The sequence below is a fragment of the Salegentibacter sp. genome (assembly GCF_036568425.1).
GTDB lineage: Bacteria > Bacteroidota > Bacteroidia > Flavobacteriales > Flavobacteriaceae > Salegentibacter.
Map to the genome: position 1 here is coordinate 15,546 of NZ_DATCSO010000007.1, position 17,920 is coordinate 33,465.

Genomic DNA, 17,920 nt, shown 5'->3' on the forward strand with positions numbered 1-17,920 from the left:
CAGAAGTGTTTATAAAAATAATTTTATTCCCTTTTTGATTTTCCGGATCTTTGCCAAAAAGGAGTGCAAAAATACCACTTATTTTTTAATTCTCAAAGCTTTAGCTAACTGCTTCGATTTTATCTTTAACAAGCTTGAGTACTTTTTCATACTGTTCTTCCAAATCCAGAAGAGAATTGTCAAATTCTATGGCATCATCTGCTTTTAGCAAGGGAGAATCATCACGGGTGGTGTCCATGTGATCGCGTTCTTTTACATTGGCTAGCACCTCATCAAAAGTAATTTTATCTCCTCTTTCTTTTAGTTCATTGTAGCGCCTTTGTGCTCTTCTTTCGGTAGAAGCGGTCATAAAGAGTTTTAGGTCTGCATCTGGAAAGACAACGGTTCCTATATCACGGCCATCCATAACCACTCCTTTATCCTTACCCATTTCCTGCTGAAGCTTTACCAGTTTTTTTCTCACCTGAGGAATTGCTGCCACCTTACTTACCTGCTGGGAGACTTCCAGAAGACGTATCTCCTTTTCTACATTTTCATCATTCAAATAAATTTCTCCATACCCCAATTCATCGTCAAAAATGAATTTTACATTAATAAAAGGCAAATGTCTTATAATAGATTCTTTATCAAAATTGGTGTCGCTTACAAATAGTTTTCGCATTGCGAACAAGGTGACCGCACGGTACATCGCCCCACTGTCTACATATATATACCCCAATTCTTTTGCGAGTTGTTTCGCTACCGTACTTTTTCCGGTTGAAGAATACCCGTCTATGGCAATTGTGATCTTTTTACTCATCAATATTTCTTTAAATCAAGAAAACAAATTTAATTAAATAAGAAAGCTTTCCTGAATATGCTTCATAAAAAAACCTCCTTTCGGAGGTTTTAAATTTTAAAGTTTCTTGGCATTTTTCACTTTCTGTGTGGTAATGGCAATGTCAATCACCTCGCTCATCTCATTTACATAATGAAAAGTAAGGCCTTTTAGATATTCTTCCTTTATTTCTTTAACATCCCGCTCATTCTCCTTACAAAGAATAATCTCCTTGATCCTGGCTCTTTTTGCCGCAAGAATCTTTTCTTTCAAACCTCCCACAGGAAGGACTTTACCTCTAAGGGTGATCTCACCTGTCATAGCGATACTTTTCTTCACCTTACGCTGGGTGAACAAAGACACCAGGGAAGTTAGCATAGTTATTCCCGCACTAGGGCCGTCTTTTGGTGTTGCACCTTCCGGCACGTGAATATGTACATTATATTTTTCAAACACACCAGGATCCAATCCGAGTTCATCAGCATTTGCTTTGATATATTCCATAGCAATAGTAGCCGATTCTTTCATCACTTTTCCCAGATTACCTGTTATATTCAGACTTCCTTTTCCTTTAGATAAAATAGATTCAATGAACAGGATATCTCCGCCAACCTGGGTCCAGGCAAGACCCGTAACCACTCCGGCAACTTCATTGTTTTCATATTTATCGCGCTCAAGTTTTGGACTCCCTAATACTTCAATTACGTCTTTGTTCGTAGCCTTGATATTATAGTCTTCTTCCATGGCAATATTCTTTGCGGCATGGCGAACCATCTTGGCAATTTGTTTTTCCAGACCACGAACTCCCGATTCCCGGGTGTAACCTTCAACAATCTTCTCGAGCTGAGGCTTAGCAATTTTTAATTGCTCTTTAGTCATTCCATGCTCCTTTAATTGTTTAGGTAGCAAGTGCTGGCGAGCGATCTCCACTTTTTCTTCAATAGTATAGCCTGTAACGTTTATTATCTCCATACGGTCTCTTAGGGCCGGTTGAATTGTCCCCAGATTATTGGCGGTGGCGATAAACATCACCTTAGAAAGATCAAAGCCCATTTCCAGAAAGTTATCATGGAAATCGCTGTTTTGCTCAGGATCAAGAACCTCCAGCAAGGCTGAAGATGGATCTCCTGCATTCCCAATGCTTAGTTTATCTATCTCATCCAATACAAAAACCGGATTGCTCGTACCGGCCTTCTTAAGACTTTGAATAATTCTTCCGGGCATTGCCCCTATATAAGTCTTACGGTGTCCCCTAATCTCAGCCTCATCTCTAAGACCACCAAGGGAAATTCTAACATATTCTCTCCCAAGCGCCTCAGCAACAGATTTTCCAAGCGAGGTTTTACCCACACCTGGAGGTCCATAAAGACAAAGGATAGGCGATTTCATATCGTTCCTCAACTTTAGAACAGCCAAATACTCAATAATCCTGCGTTTTACATCTTCCAATCCATAGTGATCACGGTCAAGGATCTTTCTAGCCCTTTTCAGGTCGAATTTATCTTTGCTGAATTCATTCCAGGGCAGATCTAAAAACAAGTCTAGATAGTTACGCTGAATAGAATATTCAGCCACCTGCGGATTCATTCGCTGCATTTTAGCAAGTTCCTTCTCAAAATGCTTTTGTATGGGTTCCTTCCACTTCTTAGCCTTGGCACGTTGACGCATTTCTTCGATTTCATCTTCGTGAGAAACTCCACCGAGTTCTTCCTGGATGGTTTTCATCTGTTGATGAAGGAAATACTCCCGCTGCTGCTGGCTCATATCACTCTGTACCCTGGACTGAATATCATTTTTTAGTTCCAGTTTCTGAAACTCTACATTCATATATCTTAAGGTAGCCAGTGCTCTTTCTCTAAGATCGTTTGTTTCCAGTAATTTTTGTTTATCATCTACCGAAAGGTTCATATTTGAAGACACAAAATTGATAAGGAAAGAAGCACTTTCTATATTCTTTATTGCGAAGGAAGCTTCACTGGGAATGTTTGGACTTCCTTTTATAATTTGAAGCGCCAACTCCTTTATAGAATCAATAATAGCCGAAAATTCCTCATTATCAGTTGCCGGTCTGGCTTCCGGAACTTCGGTGATGGTGGCGGTAAGATAAGGATCTTCACTTACCACTTCCTCGATCTTAAAACGTTTTTTACCCTGAATTATTACCGTGGTATTTCCATCAGGCATTTTAAGTACACGTAGAATTCGCGCCACTACTCCTACCCTGTTAATATCCTTTGCTCTTGGATTCTCTACTTCCTCGTCTTTTTGAGACACCACTCCAATAATTTTACTATCGTTATTGGCCTGGTTGATAAGCTTAATAGATGCATCTCTTCCGGCCGTAATAGGAATAACTACTCCGGGGAATAATACGGTGTTTCGTAAAGGCAATATTGGTAAAGATTCGGGTAAATTTTCTTTATTTATTTCCTCTTCATCTTCAGGCGTCATTAGAGGTATTAGATCTGCATCCTGATCTATTTCCTGCAATGACAAACTGTCAAAATTGGTGATCTTAGTTTTAGCCATAATTTATTTTAAGTCAAACTGTCACAAACAGTCTGGGTTTTTAATCTGTTTCTTTTTCTTTTCACCTTAGGCTCACCGGCTTAAGGCTTGGTATGCGTAATCTTCATTATCTTTAGACAATTCTTGTGCCATCTTAAATAAGAAAGTTTTTTCTCAAAACTGTAACAAATCAATTTCAAACCTATCTTTATAATAAACAGGGTACTTTTTTGACACCAACCATCACACATATTAATGATCTTGTTTCGCTTTGCCGGGAAGGCGATCAGCGGGCACAAATGGAAATTTACGATCGCTATTATAAAGCCATGTATAATACCAGCCTGCGGATTGTAAAGGACACCGCCGAAGCCGAAGACCTGATGCAGGAAGCATTCCTGAAGGCCTTCACTAAGATAGACAGCTTTAAGGGTACCGCGAGTTTTGGAGCCTGGCTTAAAAAAATCGTTGTAAACCTGAGCATTAACTCGTTTAACAAAAAATCTAAATATACTGAGCTGAGTTATAACGATGAACTGAAAAATGAACTTGATGAGAGCGAAGGTATAGACCTGGAAGAAAGCGATAAAAATGAAAAAGTAAGAAGAATTATTCGGGTTTTAAATTCGCTGAAAGAAAATTATCGCATAACCCTAACGCTGCATCTTATTGAAGGATACGATTACGATGAAATTTGTGAAATACTAAATATCTCTTATGCTAATTGTAGAACTACTATCTCACGGGCTAAAGAGAGTTTACGAAAAAAATTGCTGAAAGATGAAAACTGATAAATTAACCAAACTTTTCGAAGACCTGGATTTCGATTTAGCAGAACCCAGCGCCGGTCACAGAGACCGCTTCCAGGAAAAGCTGGAACAATCTGCTAAAAAAGAAAACAGCAGTCAATCCAAGATAAGAAGTCTGTTGGGGCCATTCCTGGGGATTGCTGCAAGTATTGCACTGGCTATTTTTCTATTCGGAAACATTCATATGAATAATGCAACCGGAAAGAAAGGTGATCTGGCGAGTGTGTCTACTGAGATGAAAGAAACGCAGGATTTTTACACCTCGGTAATCCAGAAAGAACTAAAAAATATTGAAGCTGAAAAAACTCCGGAAACCGAAGCGATGATCAATGATGCGTTTTCCCAAATGAAGAAACTGGAAACAGAGTATTCCAAACTTAAAAAAGACCTGATTAACAGCGGGCAGGACAAACGGGTTATCTATGCCATGATAAACAACTTTCAGCAAAGAATTGATCTTTTGAATAATGTATTAACCCAAATTGAAAATATTAAATCCCTAAAAACCAAAAGTCATGAAAGCACTATTATATAAACTACTCCTTGCAGTAGTTCTCTTACCGGGACTAACTTTCTGCAACAACGACCTTAGCGGCAAACACACTAAAGAAAAGAAAATTTCGAGAGAATTCAGCGTATCGGCTAATTCTAGGCTTAAAGTGGACAACAGCTACGGAAATATCGATATATCCACCTGGAATCAGAATAAAGTGGTGATTGAGGTTTTTATCAAAACCAATGGAAATGATCCTGAAAAAGTTCAGAAAAAACTGGATGAAATAGAAATTGAATTTAACCAAAACTCATCAGGTGTAAGTGCAAAAACCCATTTATCAGGGGATAAAAGCTCTTCCTGGTGGAGCAACCTTTTCTCAGGATCAAGTAATGTTAATATGGAGATCAATTATGTAATAAAAGCTCCTGAAACCAATAATATGGATCTTAGCAACGATTACGGTGGGATCTATCTTGACCGCCTGTTGGGCAACTCCAAAATTTCCTGTGACTACGGAAAAATAGACATCCAGGAGCTTAGAGGTAACTCCAATTACCTTACTTTTGATTACACCCGCAACAGTAGGTTTGGCTACATAAAAAACGCTGAAATTAACGCCGATTACAGCGAATTTGAAATTGAAGAGGCAGAAAGACTAAAGATCAGCGCCGATTATACCACTTCAAGAATAAAAAAGGTTAGCAACCTGGAGTTTGATGCAGATTACGGAAGCATTAGCGTAGATAAAGTAAAGAGGATTACTGGAAACGGGGATTACCTAAGCACTAAGATCGGGAGAGTTTTTAACTCGGCAGATATAAATGTGGACTATGGCAGCCTTAGTATAGATAAGGTTGTAAAAGGGGCGAAAAACATAAAAATAAGTAGTGATTATGCCGGCGTGAAGATAGGCTATGATGCCCAACAAGCCTTTAATTTTAATGTGGAAACAAGCTATGGAAGTATCAAAGGTCTGGAAGGCCTTCAGATTTCAAAACGCCATGACCAGAATACAAAACAAAGTCTTCAGGGCTATCATTTAAAAAATAATTCCGGCAGCATGGTAACAATAAATACCAGTTATGCCAATGTACAATTCAGCAGTAAATAATAAATCATCAATCAAAAAGAAAATCATGAAACAATCAATCTTAATTTTAGCAACTTTTTTATTTAGTTTTAATTCAGCAAATGCTCAATTCTGGAAAAATGAAACTGTAAAAGGCAATGGAAACTTCACTACCGAAACTCGCAGTACATCGAATTATGACGAAATTTACCTCGTTGGATCTATGGATGTGGAACTGGTAGCTGGGAAAGAAGGTCAAATAAAAGTGGAAGCCGAAAGCAACCTGATGGAACATATTATTACTGAAGTGAAAAACGGTGCACTAAAGATTAGTCCGGCAGATAAAGTTAACCTGCAACCTTCACGAAATAAATCAATAAAAGTTACTGTTCCATTCAAGGACATTAGGGGAGTTAAACTTACAGGCTCCGGCGATCTATGGAATTCAGACCCTATCAGGGGAAATTCTTTTGAAACCAGCCTTACCGGCTCAGGAAACCTTAATCTTAACCTGGATGTCGATGCGCTGGAAAGTCACATCACCGGCTCAGGAGATACAATGTTAAGTGGGAAAAGTAATTATTTTGAATGTAAGGTAACCGGTTCCGGCGATTTCCAGGCTTTCGATCTTAAAGCTGAAGAAGTTAAAGCTACAGTAATGGGAAGTGGCGATGTAGAGGTCTTTACATCTGTTTCTTTGGATGCCAGGATTTTTGGCTCCGGAGATATTCATTATGAAGGAAATCCCGAAAAACAGAATTTCAAAACAATGGGTTCAGGAGACATCACTTCTAAATAATTTTTCTTCTATTGCTATAAAAAGGAAAATTACAAACCCTGCGCTAAAGCGCGGGGTTCGTTTTTGGCACCCGCATCAAGAGGAAGACACCGGCAATAAAAAAAACTACCAGAAAAAGAATGGAATCTCTTATACTGCCGGTTATTTGAGCAACCAAACCATACATGAACATTCCAATCACAATCCCTATTTTTTCTGAAACATCATAGAAACTAAAATAACTGGCTGTATCCTTTGTGTCTTCAGGAAGAAACTTTGAGTAAGTAGATCTTGACAAGGATTGGATTCCACCCATAACCAGTCCTACTGCTGCAGCAGCTACATAGAATTGTACCGGACTAACAATAAAATAGGCATATCCACAAATGCTGATCCAAATTAGATTGATAATAATAAGGGTTTTAATGTTCCCGATCCTAAACGCGATACGGGCGGTAAGAGTTGCACCTGCAACGGCCACCAGTTGTATAAGCAAAATACTGATGATAAGTCCGCTGGTAGGATCCTGTTCTCCCCAATCCAGTTCTTCGATTCCAAAATAAGTAGCGATAAGCATAATTGTTTGTACCGCCATACTATATATAAAGAAGGCAATAAGATATCGCTTTAGCATAGGGTTGTGCTTCATGGCTTTCCAGATACTTTTTAATTCTCTAAAACCATTGAACAGGATATTTCGGCGAATACCTGTACGTTTATTACCCTTTGGTAAATAATAATAGGTGTACTGACTAAAGCTTATCCACCAAACCCCGGTAAGGATAAAGGAAAGTCGGGTTGGCAGCCCTTCATCTTCAAAACCAAACCAGGAATATTTCAAAATTAAAACAAGACAAATAATGAGTAAAATAACACTCCCAATGTAACCGAGAGAAAAACCTTTTGCACTTATCTTATCCTGCTGATCTTTAAAAGCTATATCAGGCAAATACGAATTATAGAATACCAGGCTGCCCCAAAAACCAATAAGAGCAAGAAAGTAGCACAACAAACCTATCCAGAGATGATCCAGGTCAAACCAGAACAAACCAATGCAAGAGAGAGCTCCCAAATAATTAAAGAACTTCATAAAGTTCTTTTTATTACCAATATAATCGGCGATGCCCGATAAAAACGGACTCAAAAATGAAACGACGAGAAAGGCCATGGCAGTAACGTAACTAATAAGGCTATCGTTATTAAAATTGAATCCCAGGAAGTGAACCGTATCATCTATTTTATTTCCCTCTGCATCCCTTACGATGGTAAGTGCTCCATAAAATATCGGAAAGATTGCTGAAGATATCACCAGGCTATACACCGAATTTGCCCAATCATAAAAAGCCCAGGCGTGAAGCAATTTCTTATCCCCTTTCGGTAATTTTATCATCTGAGTATATATAATTTCACCCTAATTTGGGAATTAGGCACAGGCTTTTAATCTTGTCCTATGCATTGCTGTTTTTGGGACCAGCAGCATGCTGGTTTCATCGGGTTAAAAATAGAAAAAGCTGCCGGGTTGCGGCAGCTTTTTTAAATATTTAATCGGTTTGTCTTTTATTCAAAAGATGTCACCCCATATTTTTGAGCTTCTGCTTTAGCTTGAGGAGCCCATTTCTGAAGGTTGTTTATTCTTGTCTGGTTAGATGGGTGAGTGCTTAAAAATTCCGGTGGAGCCTGTCCATCGCTTTGGGCTGCCATTCTTCGCCATAAATCGGCTGCTTCCTCTGGATTATACCCTGCTATTGCCATTAAGGTGAGTCCAATCCTATCGGCTTCGGTCTCGTGTTTCCTACTAAAAGGCAGCATTACTCCCACAGTAGTACCCAAACCATAAGCCTGTGCGAAAATTTCCTGGGTCTCCTGGCTTCTACCACTTACAGCAATACTTCCTGCCACGGCCCCTAGTTGTTGCAATTGTGCCGCACTCATACGCTGAGCTCCGTGATCGGCAAGGGCGTGGGCGATCTCATGAGCCATCACCACAGCAACTCCGGTTTCATTTTCAGCAACCGGAAGTATCCCAGTATAAAAAACTATTTTACCCCCTGGCATAGCAAAAGCGTTTACCGCATCATCCTTCACCAGGTTATATTCCCATCGAAAGTCTTCCAGAAATCCCTGGTATCCGTTAGCGTTTAAGTATCTCTCGGCGGCAGTTTCAATCCTGTTACCTACTCGTTTCACCATATTGGCTTCAGCGGTGCCAGTTACAACATCATTCTCAGAAAGAAACTGATTATACTGCTCAAAAGATGCGGGAAAAAGCTGATCATTAGATACAAAATTCAGGTTTTTTTCCCCGGTAAAAGGATTGGTTTGACAGCCAACAAATAATAAAGCTGCACTTATCCATATCAAAGATTTTTTAAGTATCATAATATTTGGTTTTGTTTAGTTAAAATTACAAAAGCCAGAAAAGCCTGGTCCCTGCTTTAAGCATCATTTAACAAAATAACTTATTTCAAAAACAATACCACTTCCCCACATCCCAGTGTTTATAAGGGATAATGAAGTCAAAAATCACTAACTTGCAAACATTTATTTCCAGTAACAATGACCAAATCAAAAAAAGATCAGTTATCGGTACAGCAACTTCTTATTCCCAATTATATACGTTATACGGCCAAACTGCTGAAAACCTTCTCCCCATTTCTGGCAAGTCGTTTCGCCGCGAAGCTATTCCTGACTCCCTTTAAATATAAACTTCCGGAAAGGGAAAAAAAGATGGATAAGAATTCGGTCCAAACAAAAATGAAAGTTCCGGCTTTTGGAAAAGAAATAGTGGTTTACCGGTATGGGGATTCCCCACATAAAATTCTGTTAGTACATGGATGGAGTGGGCGCGGCACCCAACTTTCTTATATCGCTGAAGCATTGGTAAACGCCGGGTACAGCACCATAAGTTTTGATGCCCCAGGCCACGGAAAAGCCCCTGGAAAATCCAGTATAATGACAGAGTTCATAGAAAGTATTCATTTTCTAGTTAAAGAGTTTGGACCTTTTGAGGCGGCTATAGGGCATTCTCTTGGGGGAATGGCCTCCCTTAGGGCTGTAAAAGAAGGTATAAAGTTAAATAAACTCATTATTATAGGTACTGCCAATTCTGTTACCCACATCACCCAGGAATTCAATGAAAACCTGGGAATGAATAAAGGTATCGCCAACAGGATGAAAGCATATTTTGACGAGAAATTCGGAGAAGACATGGATAATTATTCCGGAGCGGTTTCTGCAAAAGCTGTAAAGATACCCACCCTGGTTATTCATGACGAACAGGATGTAGACGTTCACGTAAGTTCTGCCTACGAAATAGATCGTGCCCTGGAAAACAGTGAATTAATGATCACTCAAGGCCAGGGACACCGCCGGATTCTTGGTAACAAGAAGGTAATTAACAAAATCACAACGTTCCTCGCAGACTAATCTTTGTATCTTTAAAATAAAAACCTATGAGAAAACTACTGCTTTTTATCTTCCCGTTGATGCTTTTTAGTTGCAACGGCAGTGCTCAAAAAAAGGAAAAAGCTCTGCAGGAATATGAGATTACAAAATCTGATGCTCAATGGAAAACAGAACTTTCAAAAGGGCAGTATCGTATTCTTCGAAAAGGAGAAACCGAACGTGCATTTACGAGTCCGCTAAACGATATCGAAGAACCCGGAACCTTTGTTTGCGCTGCCTGCGGAAATGCCCTCTATAAAACAAAATATAAATTTGATAGTGGTACCGGATGGCCAAGTTTTGACAGACCCATAGAAGGTGCGGTCTCCTACGGAAGAAACACGTCTTATGGGTATGAAGATAACGAAGTTCATTGTGCCCGTTGTGGTGGACACCTGGGCCACGTCTTTGAAGATGGTCCAGAAAACACAACCGGAAAAAGGCATTGTATTAACGGATTAGCTATGGAGTTTGTTCCGGAGGGAGAATAGAATTCTGCCGGAGTTTATCCCGCTTTTGCGGGACGGACATGATAAAATTATTTAGATTTCCGCCGTAGCTTATCCTGTTTTCTGGAAGAGATAATAAAAAAAATCCCGCCTGCGTGGGAATGAAAAAAATATTTATATGAAAAAATACTCAGTAGAGAAACCAGAAGAGGAATGGAGAAAAGAACTTGGAGAAGAACAATTCCGGGTACTTCGGGAAAAAGGTACCGAGGCTCCTCATACCGGAAAATATAATATGCACTTTGAAGAAGGTACTTATTACTGTGCTGCCTGCCACACTAAACTTTTTGAAAGCGACACGAAATTTGAAAGCGGTTGCGGCTGGCCAAGTTTTGATCGTGCAATAGAAGGAAAAATAGAGTATGTACAAGATAGAAGCTTTGGAATGATGCGTACCGAGATCCTTTGTGCCAATTGCGGAAGCCACCTTGGCCACATTTTTGATGATGGACCTACAGAAACCGGTCAGCGGTATTGCGTTAATTCCGCAAGTCTGGATTTCAAAAAATAACAACCAATACCTATGAAGCCCTTCCGGGGGCAATTGTCTAATTAAAACTTATAAAAATGAAAAAATTACTAACAGCACTATTTGTATCTGCGTTCCTATTCACAGCCTGCGAGGGCGACCAGGGACCTCCAGGCCCTCCGGGACCTGAAGGCGAACCGGGAGTCAACGTGGTTGGACAAACTATTGAATATGAAGATGTGGATTTTGATTATTTTGCAGATGTCAACTATCATTCTACTATCATTGGCCTGCCCGATGACGTTGAGGTTCTAACCTCAGATGCAATTCTGGTTTACAGGCTTGAAGTAATTGAGGAGGATGGCGAGGTTTATTAAACCTGGAGTATGATCCCACAAAACTTTTTCCTGGATCAGGGTACAATCCAATATGTATATAACCATACCGATGTGGATGTAGAACTAATTATTGATGGAAATTTTGACCTTAGTAACCTCGATGCAGGTTTCACTCAGGACCAGGTTTTTAGGTTTGTGATCGTACCTTCAGATTTTGCTGAATCCACAGGCCTCGATGTTGCCAACTTCAACGCGGTAATGAATGCTTTGGATCTTCAGGAGAAGGATGTTCAGAATATACAGATGTAATTTTAATACATTCAGAGTTATTTTAAAAAGGCTTACCGCAATGGGTAAGCCTTTATTTTTGCCATTTCTGAAATAACAGAGCCCTTTTAAAACTTTCAGTTTAAGCTATTATTCCTTAAATTCGCAACTTCTATAACTGCAATAAAAATTTCCGACTATGAGTAAATATGATATTATTGTTTTAGGTAGTGGCCCGGGAGGTTATGTAACCGCCATTAGAGCCTCTCAACTGGGTTTTAAAACCGCTATTGTTGAAAAGGAAAGTCTTGGTGGGGTTTGCCTTAACTGGGGTTGTATCCCAACTAAAGCATTACTGAAAAGTGCCGAAGTATTTGACTACCTCAAACATGCCGATAACTACGGACTTAAACTTGAAAATCCGGATAAGGATTTTGGAGCTGTGATAAAACGAAGCCGTGAAGTGGCTAATGGAATGAGCAAGGGTGTGCAATTCCTGATGAAAAAGAACAAAATCGATGTTATTGAAGGCTTTGGTAAACTCAAATCGGGTAAAAAAATTGCGGTAACAGATAAAGATAAAAACACTAAAGAATACCAGGCAGATCACATTATAGTGGCTACCGGTGCCCGTTCCCGAGAATTGCCAAGCCTTAAACAGGATGGTAAGAAAGTGATTGGTTACCGGGAGGCAATGAGCCTTGAAAAGCAGCCAAAATCTATGATCGTGGTTGGTTCCGGTGCCATTGGAGTGGAATTCGCTCATTTTTATAACGCGATGGGTACAGATGTAACTATCGTGGAATTCCTTCCTAACCTTGTGCCTCTTGAGGACGAAGAAGTATCAAAGCAATTTGAACGCAGCGTGAAAAAAGCAGGTATTAAGGTAATGACCAGTTCTTCAGTGGAAAGTGTAGATACTTCAGGAAAAACTGTGAAAGCCAAGGTCAAAACCAAAAAAGGCGAAGAAACCCTTGAGGCCGATATCGTGCTTTCTGCAGTTGGTATTAAATCCAATATCGAAAATATAGGTTTGGAAGAGTTGGGGATTAAAACCGATAAGGATAAGATCGTAGTAGACCAGTTCTATAAGACCAATGTTTCAGGAATTTACGCCATTGGAGATGTGGTTGAAGGCCCTGCCCTTGCCCACGTTGCTTCTGCCGAAGGAATCCTTTGTGTCGAAAAGATTAAAGGAATGGAAGTTGAACCTCTTGACTACGGAAATATTCCCGGATGTACTTATGCAACTCCCGAAATCGCATCGGTTGGAATGACTGAAAAACAAGCCAAAGAAGCCGGTTACGAACTTAAAATTGGAAAATTCCCATTCTCTGCATCAGGAAAAGCCAAAGCAGCAGGAAAATCAGATGGTTTTGTAAAAGTTATCTTCGATGCCAAATACGGAGAATGGCTAGGTTGCCACATGATTGGTGCCGGAGTAACCGATATGATCGCTGAGGCTGTTTTAGGTAGAAAACTTGAAACCACAGGGCACGAAGTATTAAAGGCCGTTCACCCTCACCCAACGATGAGTGAAGCCGTGATGGAAGCCGTAGCAGCTGCCTACGATGAGGTGATCCACCTTTAAACCTTTAATAAATGATTCTGAATGACCCTGGCAGAAATGCCGGGGTTATTTTTTTGGAAGTAAATCGCAATAGAAAAACCGGGTATCCCAGCTCTCTTTCTTATCACTGAAACAATCATCATCTTTATCTCCGGAAGAGGTATAGCTTTTTTCTACAATCTCCCCTACCGCAAAGTCTACAGGTTTATTAAAAATCGGCCCGTCAAAAACAAATGTATGGAATTCTCCGTTTTCCCCGCAGGGATCTACATCTGACGGCAGATCTTTAAGAAAGTTTTCATCGAGCAGTCTTCCGCAGAAAGATTTATCTAATTTTTCAGCATTTACACAAACCACTATTGCTTTAAAACCAACCTGAAGGAAATCCTGTATCATTTGTGCAGTATCCAGCTTCCACAGAGGGAAAACAGCTTTAATGCCTTTCTCTCCCAGTTGATTTTCGCGGTACTTCCTTAGGTCTTCTAAAAAGATATCTCCAAAAATGCTATAATTGAAACCTTGATCGAGGAGCTTTTCCGTTTCAATTTCCATGAGCTCATTATAGGTCTGCATACTCACATTGCCTTCGAATTTAATAAGTTGGAGTGGAATTCCAATAGCATCGACCTGTTGTTGCATCAATTCAACCCGAAGCCCATGCATTGAAACTCTATTGGATTCAATATTGACTGTAGAAACAAGTTTTTGCACCTCATACAACCCTTCACTTTGCACCCTATAAAGGGCGAAAGCGGCATCTTTGCCACTGCTCCAGTTTAAATAAGCTTTCTTCATTTTTTAGAACTGATAAAGCTTTGTATAGCCAAATCATAGCTTTGCAGGCCAAAACCAATGATAATCCCTTTAGCTGCAGGCGCGATAAAAGACTTATGCCGGAATTCCTCCCGGGAGTGAGTGTTGGAAATATGGACTTCTACTACCGGAACTTCAATAGCTTTAACAGCATCGCCAATTCCAACTGAAGTATGGGTATAAGCAGCTGCGTTTAAAACTATTCCATCAAATTCCCCAACAGCCCGTTGTAATTCATCTATGATCTCTCCTTCAATGTTCGATTGAAAATAGGATAGCTCGACTTCCCTGAAATTGAATTGCAGATCTGCAAAGTAATCTTCAAATTTCTTATTTCCGTAAGTATCGGGTTCGCGGGTTCCAAGAAGGTTTAAATTGGGACCGTTTATGATAAGTATTTTCATAAGGATAAAGATATCAAAAGATTTATTCTGGCTCTTTAAACTGGCCTGATTTTCTCTATATAGGAAAATTCATATAATTAAAACCGAAATCCTAATCCTATAGAATAATAACGAAACCGGTAATAATCATCATCGTTAAATGGAGCCTGTGGCTTTAGTCGATCGGTTAATTCGTGGGAGTAACGTGCCTCCAGGTAAAAGGAATAACTGATATCATAACCTATTGCCCCGGTAAGTTCAAAACCTGCTCTGTCATAAAAGCTAAGGGAATTCCCGCTTAAAATATTCACTTGAGGACCCACAAGGCCGTAAAAGCCTGTTTTTGGGATTCGGTATTCCAAAAGTCCGGCTGCGCGATAATGCACTGATTCTTTATTGCTGATAAAACTGATTTCGGGCACTAAAGAAAAATCACTGTTCAATCTTAGATTATAGTTAACGCCTACAAAGAGACCTGCTTCCCCGCTGATAAACTCACCGCTTACTTCAGGATAATAACTGGAATAAGAGGGATCTATGGCCAGATACCCAGCCTGAACAGATAAATTAATAGCAGGATCTTTAAAGGCCTGACTCCGGGCATTTTCAAAAATGAACATTGCAAGCAGAGCTAAAAAAAGATTTCTAAACATATTAAATTAAAGGTTTATCCCTTGCAATTAACGAAAAAAATCAATTATGCATCCAATATAGTTTAGGTTCTTTAACCGGTTATTCATAGTTTAAACTCCAGGGCTTAAGTTTGGTTAACCTCCAATAAAAACAATATGCTAAGAAAGAGGGATTTTTCAACATATTTTATTTTTTGGTTATAGGCATGAATTAAACAAAACAAACCCAAGCGCCTGATATTCATATTAATAATACATAAAATCCCGTAGGCACCCTACAACAAAAAAGCGGAAGATCCCTCTTCCGCTTTCCAGCTTTTCATAGGTGTTTGGTAAAAGCTGATTTAAAACATAAATCCTACCCCAAGTTGGATTCCGTTATTATTAACGGCATCCTCATCCCAGTTGTCACTGTCAAAAGCATCGGTGAAACCACGGGTGTAACGGGCAGAGGTGAAAAATCCATTATTGAACTTATAAGTAGCACCAAGGGCTCCTCCAAATTCAAAGGTACTACCTACTTCGGTGTCAATTACAGCAAATCCTTCTCCGGCAATTAATTCATATTCTTCCTCTACCAGAAAATTAAAAGAAGGACCTACTTCCAGAGATAACCCATCTATTAAATAAACCTTAGCCAGTACTGGCACGTGTATGTAATCTAATTTATATTCACCCTGTCCGTATCTGTTGCTAAAAGCTTCGGTTCCCTGGGTAGAATAAAGCACCTCTGGTTGTATAGAAAAACGGTCTCCAACCGGAATTTCAGAAAGGAGCCCTAAATGAAATCCGGTACGGCTGTTCTCGTCTTCAAAACCATCAGAGGTCATGTTAGAAAAATTAATCCCTCCTTTTACACCAAAATAAACAAGTTCCTGTGCAGAGACGGTTGAAGTCAACCCAAACACGGCTAATACTGCAATTAAAACTGATTTTTTCATAACATTCGATTTTTAGTTATAAGAGCAAATGTAGGTCGCAACTTCTTAATAAAATGTTATGCAAGCATAAAGTATTACTAAGTTATTACAGGATTGTTTTTATCTTTAACACATGAAATGGATCCGTGCCCTGGAGGATTATCGCCTGTATTTACGTTTAGAGCGCGGACTCTCAGATAATTCTATTCAGAATTACAGCCTGGATATTCATAAGCTTATTAGGTTTCTGGACGTTAATAATATTAAGCTCTCCCCTCTTGATATTTCTGAGGAGACCATACAGCTGTTCATATATGAAATGGCCAGGACGCTTAACCCGAGATCCAGAGCAAGGCTGATTTCAGGTTTACGGGGATTCTTTAATTTCCTGGTTTTTGAAGATTACAGAAAAGACAATCCCCTGGACCTAATCGAATCTCCTAAAACGGGCCGGAAACTTCCCGAGGTGATCTCTACCGAAGAAATAGACCGATTGATCGCTGCTATAGACCTGGGAAAAGCAGAAGGCGAAAGAAACCGTGCTATTCTTGAAACGCTTTATGGATGTGGACTTCGGGTTTCAGAACTTGTAAACCTGCAAATCTCTGACCTGTACTTTGAGGAAGGCTTTATAAAAGTTACGGGGAAAGGGAATAAGCAGCGCTTTGTTCCGGTATCGCCTTACACCCAAAAATATATGAATATCTACCTAAGACAGGTCAGGCCTCACTTGCCTGTGAAGAAAGAAGCCACCGATACCTTATTTTTAAACCGCAGAGGTAACAAGCTCACCCGGGCTATGATCTTCACTATCATAAGGCAACTTTCAGAAAAGGCCGGTGTCCATAAAAAGATCAGTCCTCATACCTTTCGGCATTCCTTTGCGACTCATTTACTAGAAAACGGTGCCGACCTGAGAGCCATTCAACAAATGCTGGGTCATGAAAGTATAACCACCACCGAAGTTTATATGCATATAGACCGAAAACATCTGCGACAGGTTATCGAAAAGTTTCATCCAAGGGCCTGAGTATTAAAATTCTGATAAAGCCCTTAAAATAAAGGTATTTCAAAAGGAATATTACTAAATTATAGGCTCTTATAAGAAATATAAAATTTACCATTATGAGGACACTTAAGTTCAAGAATAACGATGAAATGCCCGCAATAGGTTTGGGAACCTGGAAATCGGGAAAAGGCGAAGTAGGCAATGCTATAAAGATTGCCCTAAATAACGGATACAGACATATAGACTGTGCCGCAACCTATGGAAATGAGGCTGAAATTGGTGAGGCCTTTGCTAAAGTATTTTCAGAGGGAAAAATAAAAAGAGAGGAGGTCTGGATTACCTCCAAACTTTGGAATGATGCTCACAAGAAAGAAGACGTCATCCCTGCACTTAAGGAGACCCTTAAAGATCTTCAGTTGGATTACCTGGACCTTTATCTCATCCACTGGCCTGTAGCATTTAAAAGAGGAGTTAGCTTTCCTGAAAAAGATGAAGATTATCTCAGCCTGGAAGAAGCACCAATAATCGAAACCTGGAAAATGATGATCGAGGCTAAAAGGCAAGGGCTTGTAAAACACATTGGTGTTTCAAATTTCAGTGCGATGAAATTAGAAGAACTTATGGAGCAGACAGAGGATATTCCGGAAATGAATCAGGTGGAACTTCACCCTTATCTGCAACAACCCGAATTGCTTGAGTTTTGCAGTAAACACGACATTCATCTTACCGCTTATTCTCCTCTGGGCAGTGGGGATCGTGTTGAGGCTATGAAAGCTCCTAACGAACCCTCGCTTCTGGAAAATAACGTAATTCAAAAGATTGCTAAAAGACATGGAGCCAGCCCCGGGCAGGTACTTATAAAATGGAGCGTTTTAAGAGGTACAGCAGTGATCCCGAAATCAACCAATGAAGAACGGATTATTGAAAACATTCAGAGCATGGGAGTCAACCTCAATGAGGAGGACCTAAAGGAAATCGCAGAACTGGACAGGCATTTTAGGTACGTGACCGGCGAATTCTTTGTAACAAAAGGAAACTCCTACGAAAACATCTTTGATGATGACGATTATAAGGCCTGATTCTTCGGTC

General features: G+C 39.8%; 20 protein-coding genes. 12 read left to right on the forward strand and 8 right to left on the reverse strand.

The features are described from left to right. Window positions 1–100 precede the first annotated feature (100 nt). Both cmk and lon read right to left on the reverse strand, forming a co-directional pair. On the reverse strand, window positions 101–799 hold the full coding sequence (gene cmk / locus VIM94_RS00730) for a (d)CMP kinase (protein WP_332037378.1): 699 nt from the start codon (window positions 797–799) through the stop codon (window positions 101–103). A 96-nt stretch (window positions 800–895) separates the two neighbouring features. Further along, entirely contained in the window at window positions 896–3,346 is a 2,451-nt protein-coding gene (gene lon, locus VIM94_RS00735) for an endopeptidase La (RefSeq protein ID WP_332037379.1), read from the reverse strand. Between the two features lie 209 nt (window positions 3,347–3,555). Here lon and VIM94_RS00740 point away from each other — a divergent pair, with 209 nt between their 5' ends. Genes VIM94_RS00740 through VIM94_RS00755 form a run of 4 tightly spaced genes read left to right on the forward strand, consistent with a single transcriptional unit; the run spans window position 3,556 to window position 6,498 of the window. Then, entirely contained in the window at window positions 3,556–4,116 is a 561-nt protein-coding gene (locus VIM94_RS00740; protein WP_332037380.1) for an RNA polymerase sigma factor, read from the forward strand. Beyond that, window positions 4,106–4,669: a DUF4179 domain-containing protein gene (locus tag VIM94_RS00745; RefSeq protein ID WP_332037381.1), complete on the forward strand. Its 564-nt coding sequence runs from the start codon at window positions 4,106–4,108 to the stop codon at window positions 4,667–4,669. The genes VIM94_RS00740 and VIM94_RS00745 overlap by 11 nt, the downstream gene beginning before the upstream one ends. Then, on the forward strand, window positions 4,650–5,741 hold the full coding sequence (locus VIM94_RS00750) for a hypothetical protein (protein ID WP_332037382.1): 1,092 nt from the start codon (window positions 4,650–4,652) through the stop codon (window positions 5,739–5,741). Before VIM94_RS00745 ends, VIM94_RS00750 begins: the two co-directional genes overlap by 20 nt. Before the next feature lie 25 nt (window positions 5,742–5,766). Beyond that, complete coding sequence (locus VIM94_RS00755; protein WP_332037383.1) at window positions 5,767–6,498, forward strand: head GIN domain-containing protein; 732 nt, start codon at window positions 5,767–5,769, stop codon at window positions 6,496–6,498. A 43-nt stretch (window positions 6,499–6,541) separates the two neighbouring features. Here the strand turns inward: VIM94_RS00755 and VIM94_RS00760 are convergent, their stop codons facing one another. Next, entirely contained in the window at window positions 6,542–7,867 is a 1,326-nt protein-coding gene (locus VIM94_RS00760; protein WP_332037384.1) for an MFS transporter, read from the reverse strand. A 167-nt stretch (window positions 7,868–8,034) separates the two neighbouring features. After that, complete coding sequence (locus tag VIM94_RS00765; RefSeq protein ID WP_332037385.1) at window positions 8,035–8,856, reverse strand: M48 family metallopeptidase; 822 nt, start codon at window positions 8,854–8,856, stop codon at window positions 8,035–8,037. Between the two features lie 177 nt (window positions 8,857–9,033). On the opposite strand from VIM94_RS00765, the gene VIM94_RS00770 reads away from it, so the two are divergent. From VIM94_RS00770 to lpdA, 6 genes are all read left to right on the forward strand, one after another. Further along, window positions 9,034–9,903, forward strand: a complete 870-nt coding sequence (locus tag VIM94_RS00770; protein WP_332037386.1) for an alpha/beta hydrolase — start codon at window positions 9,034–9,036, stop codon at window positions 9,901–9,903. A 26-nt stretch (window positions 9,904–9,929) separates the two neighbouring features. After that, window positions 9,930–10,412, forward strand: coding sequence for a peptide-methionine (R)-S-oxide reductase MsrB (gene msrB / locus VIM94_RS00775; protein WP_332037387.1), 483 nt, complete (start codon window positions 9,930–9,932; stop codon window positions 10,410–10,412). Between the two features lie 136 nt (window positions 10,413–10,548). Beyond that, a complete protein-coding gene (gene msrB, locus VIM94_RS00780; protein ID WP_332037388.1) occupies window positions 10,549–10,941 on the forward strand; it encodes a peptide-methionine (R)-S-oxide reductase MsrB in 393 nt (130 codons plus the stop codon). Window positions 10,942–10,997: 56 nt separating this feature from the next. Beyond that, a complete protein-coding gene (locus VIM94_RS00785) occupies window positions 10,998–11,276 on the forward strand; it encodes a hypothetical protein (protein ID WP_332037389.1) in 279 nt (92 codons plus the stop codon). Between the two features lie 9 nt (window positions 11,277–11,285). Next, entirely contained in the window at window positions 11,286–11,546 is a 261-nt protein-coding gene (locus tag VIM94_RS00790) for a hypothetical protein (protein WP_332037390.1), read from the forward strand. A gap of 157 nt (window positions 11,547–11,703) precedes the next feature. Then, entirely contained in the window at window positions 11,704–13,095 is a 1,392-nt protein-coding gene (gene lpdA, locus VIM94_RS00795) for a dihydrolipoyl dehydrogenase (protein ID WP_332037391.1), read from the forward strand. Between the two features lie 45 nt (window positions 13,096–13,140). On the opposite strand, the gene VIM94_RS00800 is transcribed toward lpdA, so the two are convergent. The 4 genes from VIM94_RS00800 to VIM94_RS00815 all read right to left on the reverse strand — a co-directional run bounded on the left by VIM94_RS00800 (window position 13,141) and on the right by VIM94_RS00815 (window position 15,843). Continuing rightward, window positions 13,141–13,869, reverse strand: coding sequence for a diphthine--ammonia ligase (locus VIM94_RS00800; RefSeq protein ID WP_332037392.1), 729 nt, complete (start codon window positions 13,867–13,869; stop codon window positions 13,141–13,143). Next, window positions 13,866–14,291: a type II 3-dehydroquinate dehydratase gene (gene aroQ / locus VIM94_RS00805; protein WP_332037393.1), complete on the reverse strand. Its 426-nt coding sequence runs from the start codon at window positions 14,289–14,291 to the stop codon at window positions 13,866–13,868. Before aroQ ends, VIM94_RS00800 begins: the two co-directional genes overlap by 4 nt. A gap of 77 nt (window positions 14,292–14,368) precedes the next feature. Then, complete coding sequence (locus tag VIM94_RS00810) at window positions 14,369–14,923, reverse strand: outer membrane beta-barrel protein (RefSeq protein ID WP_332037394.1); 555 nt, start codon at window positions 14,921–14,923, stop codon at window positions 14,369–14,371. A 323-nt stretch (window positions 14,924–15,246) separates the two neighbouring features. After that, entirely contained in the window at window positions 15,247–15,843 is a 597-nt protein-coding gene (locus VIM94_RS00815; protein ID WP_332037395.1) for a porin family protein, read from the reverse strand. A gap of 112 nt (window positions 15,844–15,955) precedes the next feature. Between VIM94_RS00815 and xerD the strand changes: the two genes are divergently transcribed. Both xerD and VIM94_RS00825 read left to right on the forward strand, forming a co-directional pair. Further along, window positions 15,956–16,852, forward strand: a complete 897-nt coding sequence (gene xerD, locus VIM94_RS00820) for a site-specific tyrosine recombinase XerD (protein ID WP_332037396.1) — start codon at window positions 15,956–15,958, stop codon at window positions 16,850–16,852. A 95-nt stretch (window positions 16,853–16,947) separates the two neighbouring features. Further along, a complete protein-coding gene (locus VIM94_RS00825) occupies window positions 16,948–17,910 on the forward strand; it encodes an aldo/keto reductase (RefSeq protein ID WP_332037397.1) in 963 nt (320 codons plus the stop codon). Window positions 17,911–17,920: the final 10 nt, after the last annotated feature.

Coding starts and splice junctions, on each gene's coding strand:
- cmk (WP_332037378.1), bottom strand. CDS start 799: ATGAGTAAAAAGATCACAATTGCCATAGACGGGTATTCTTCAACCGGA.
- VIM94_RS00750 (WP_332037382.1), top strand. CDS start 4,650: ATGAAAGCACTATTATATAAACTACTCCTTGCAGTAGTTCTCTTACCG.
- aroQ (WP_332037393.1), bottom strand. CDS start 14,291: ATGAAAATACTTATCATAAACGGTCCCAATTTAAACCTTCTTGGAACC.
- VIM94_RS00755 (WP_332037383.1), top strand. CDS start 5,767: ATGAAACAATCAATCTTAATTTTAGCAACTTTTTTATTTAGTTTTAAT.
- VIM94_RS00815 (WP_332037395.1), bottom strand. CDS start 15,843: ATGAAAAAATCAGTTTTAATTGCAGTATTAGCCGTGTTTGGGTTGACT.
- VIM94_RS00810 (WP_332037394.1), bottom strand. CDS start 14,923: ATGTTTAGAAATCTTTTTTTAGCTCTGCTTGCAATGTTCATTTTTGAA.
- xerD (WP_332037396.1), top strand. CDS start 15,956: ATGAAATGGATCCGTGCCCTGGAGGATTATCGCCTGTATTTACGTTTA.
- VIM94_RS00825 (WP_332037397.1), top strand. CDS start 16,948: ATGAGGACACTTAAGTTCAAGAATAACGATGAAATGCCCGCAATAGGT.
- VIM94_RS00760 (WP_332037384.1), bottom strand. CDS start 7,867: ATGATAAAATTACCGAAAGGGGATAAGAAATTGCTTCACGCCTGGGCT.
- msrB (WP_332037387.1), top strand. CDS start 9,930: ATGAGAAAACTACTGCTTTTTATCTTCCCGTTGATGCTTTTTAGTTGC.
- VIM94_RS00790 (WP_332037390.1), top strand. CDS start 11,286: ATGATCCCACAAAACTTTTTCCTGGATCAGGGTACAATCCAATATGTA.
- VIM94_RS00745 (WP_332037381.1), top strand. CDS start 4,106: ATGAAAACTGATAAATTAACCAAACTTTTCGAAGACCTGGATTTCGAT.
- lon (WP_332037379.1), bottom strand. CDS start 3,346: ATGGCTAAAACTAAGATCACCAATTTTGACAGTTTGTCATTGCAGGAA.
- VIM94_RS00800 (WP_332037392.1), bottom strand. CDS start 13,869: ATGAAGAAAGCTTATTTAAACTGGAGCAGTGGCAAAGATGCCGCTTTC.
- lpdA (WP_332037391.1), top strand. CDS start 11,704: ATGAGTAAATATGATATTATTGTTTTAGGTAGTGGCCCGGGAGGTTAT.
- VIM94_RS00770 (WP_332037386.1), top strand. CDS start 9,034: ATGACCAAATCAAAAAAAGATCAGTTATCGGTACAGCAACTTCTTATT.
- VIM94_RS00785 (WP_332037389.1), top strand. CDS start 10,998: ATGAAAAAATTACTAACAGCACTATTTGTATCTGCGTTCCTATTCACA.
- msrB (WP_332037388.1), top strand. CDS start 10,549: ATGAAAAAATACTCAGTAGAGAAACCAGAAGAGGAATGGAGAAAAGAA.
- VIM94_RS00765 (WP_332037385.1), bottom strand. CDS start 8,856: ATGATACTTAAAAAATCTTTGATATGGATAAGTGCAGCTTTATTATTT.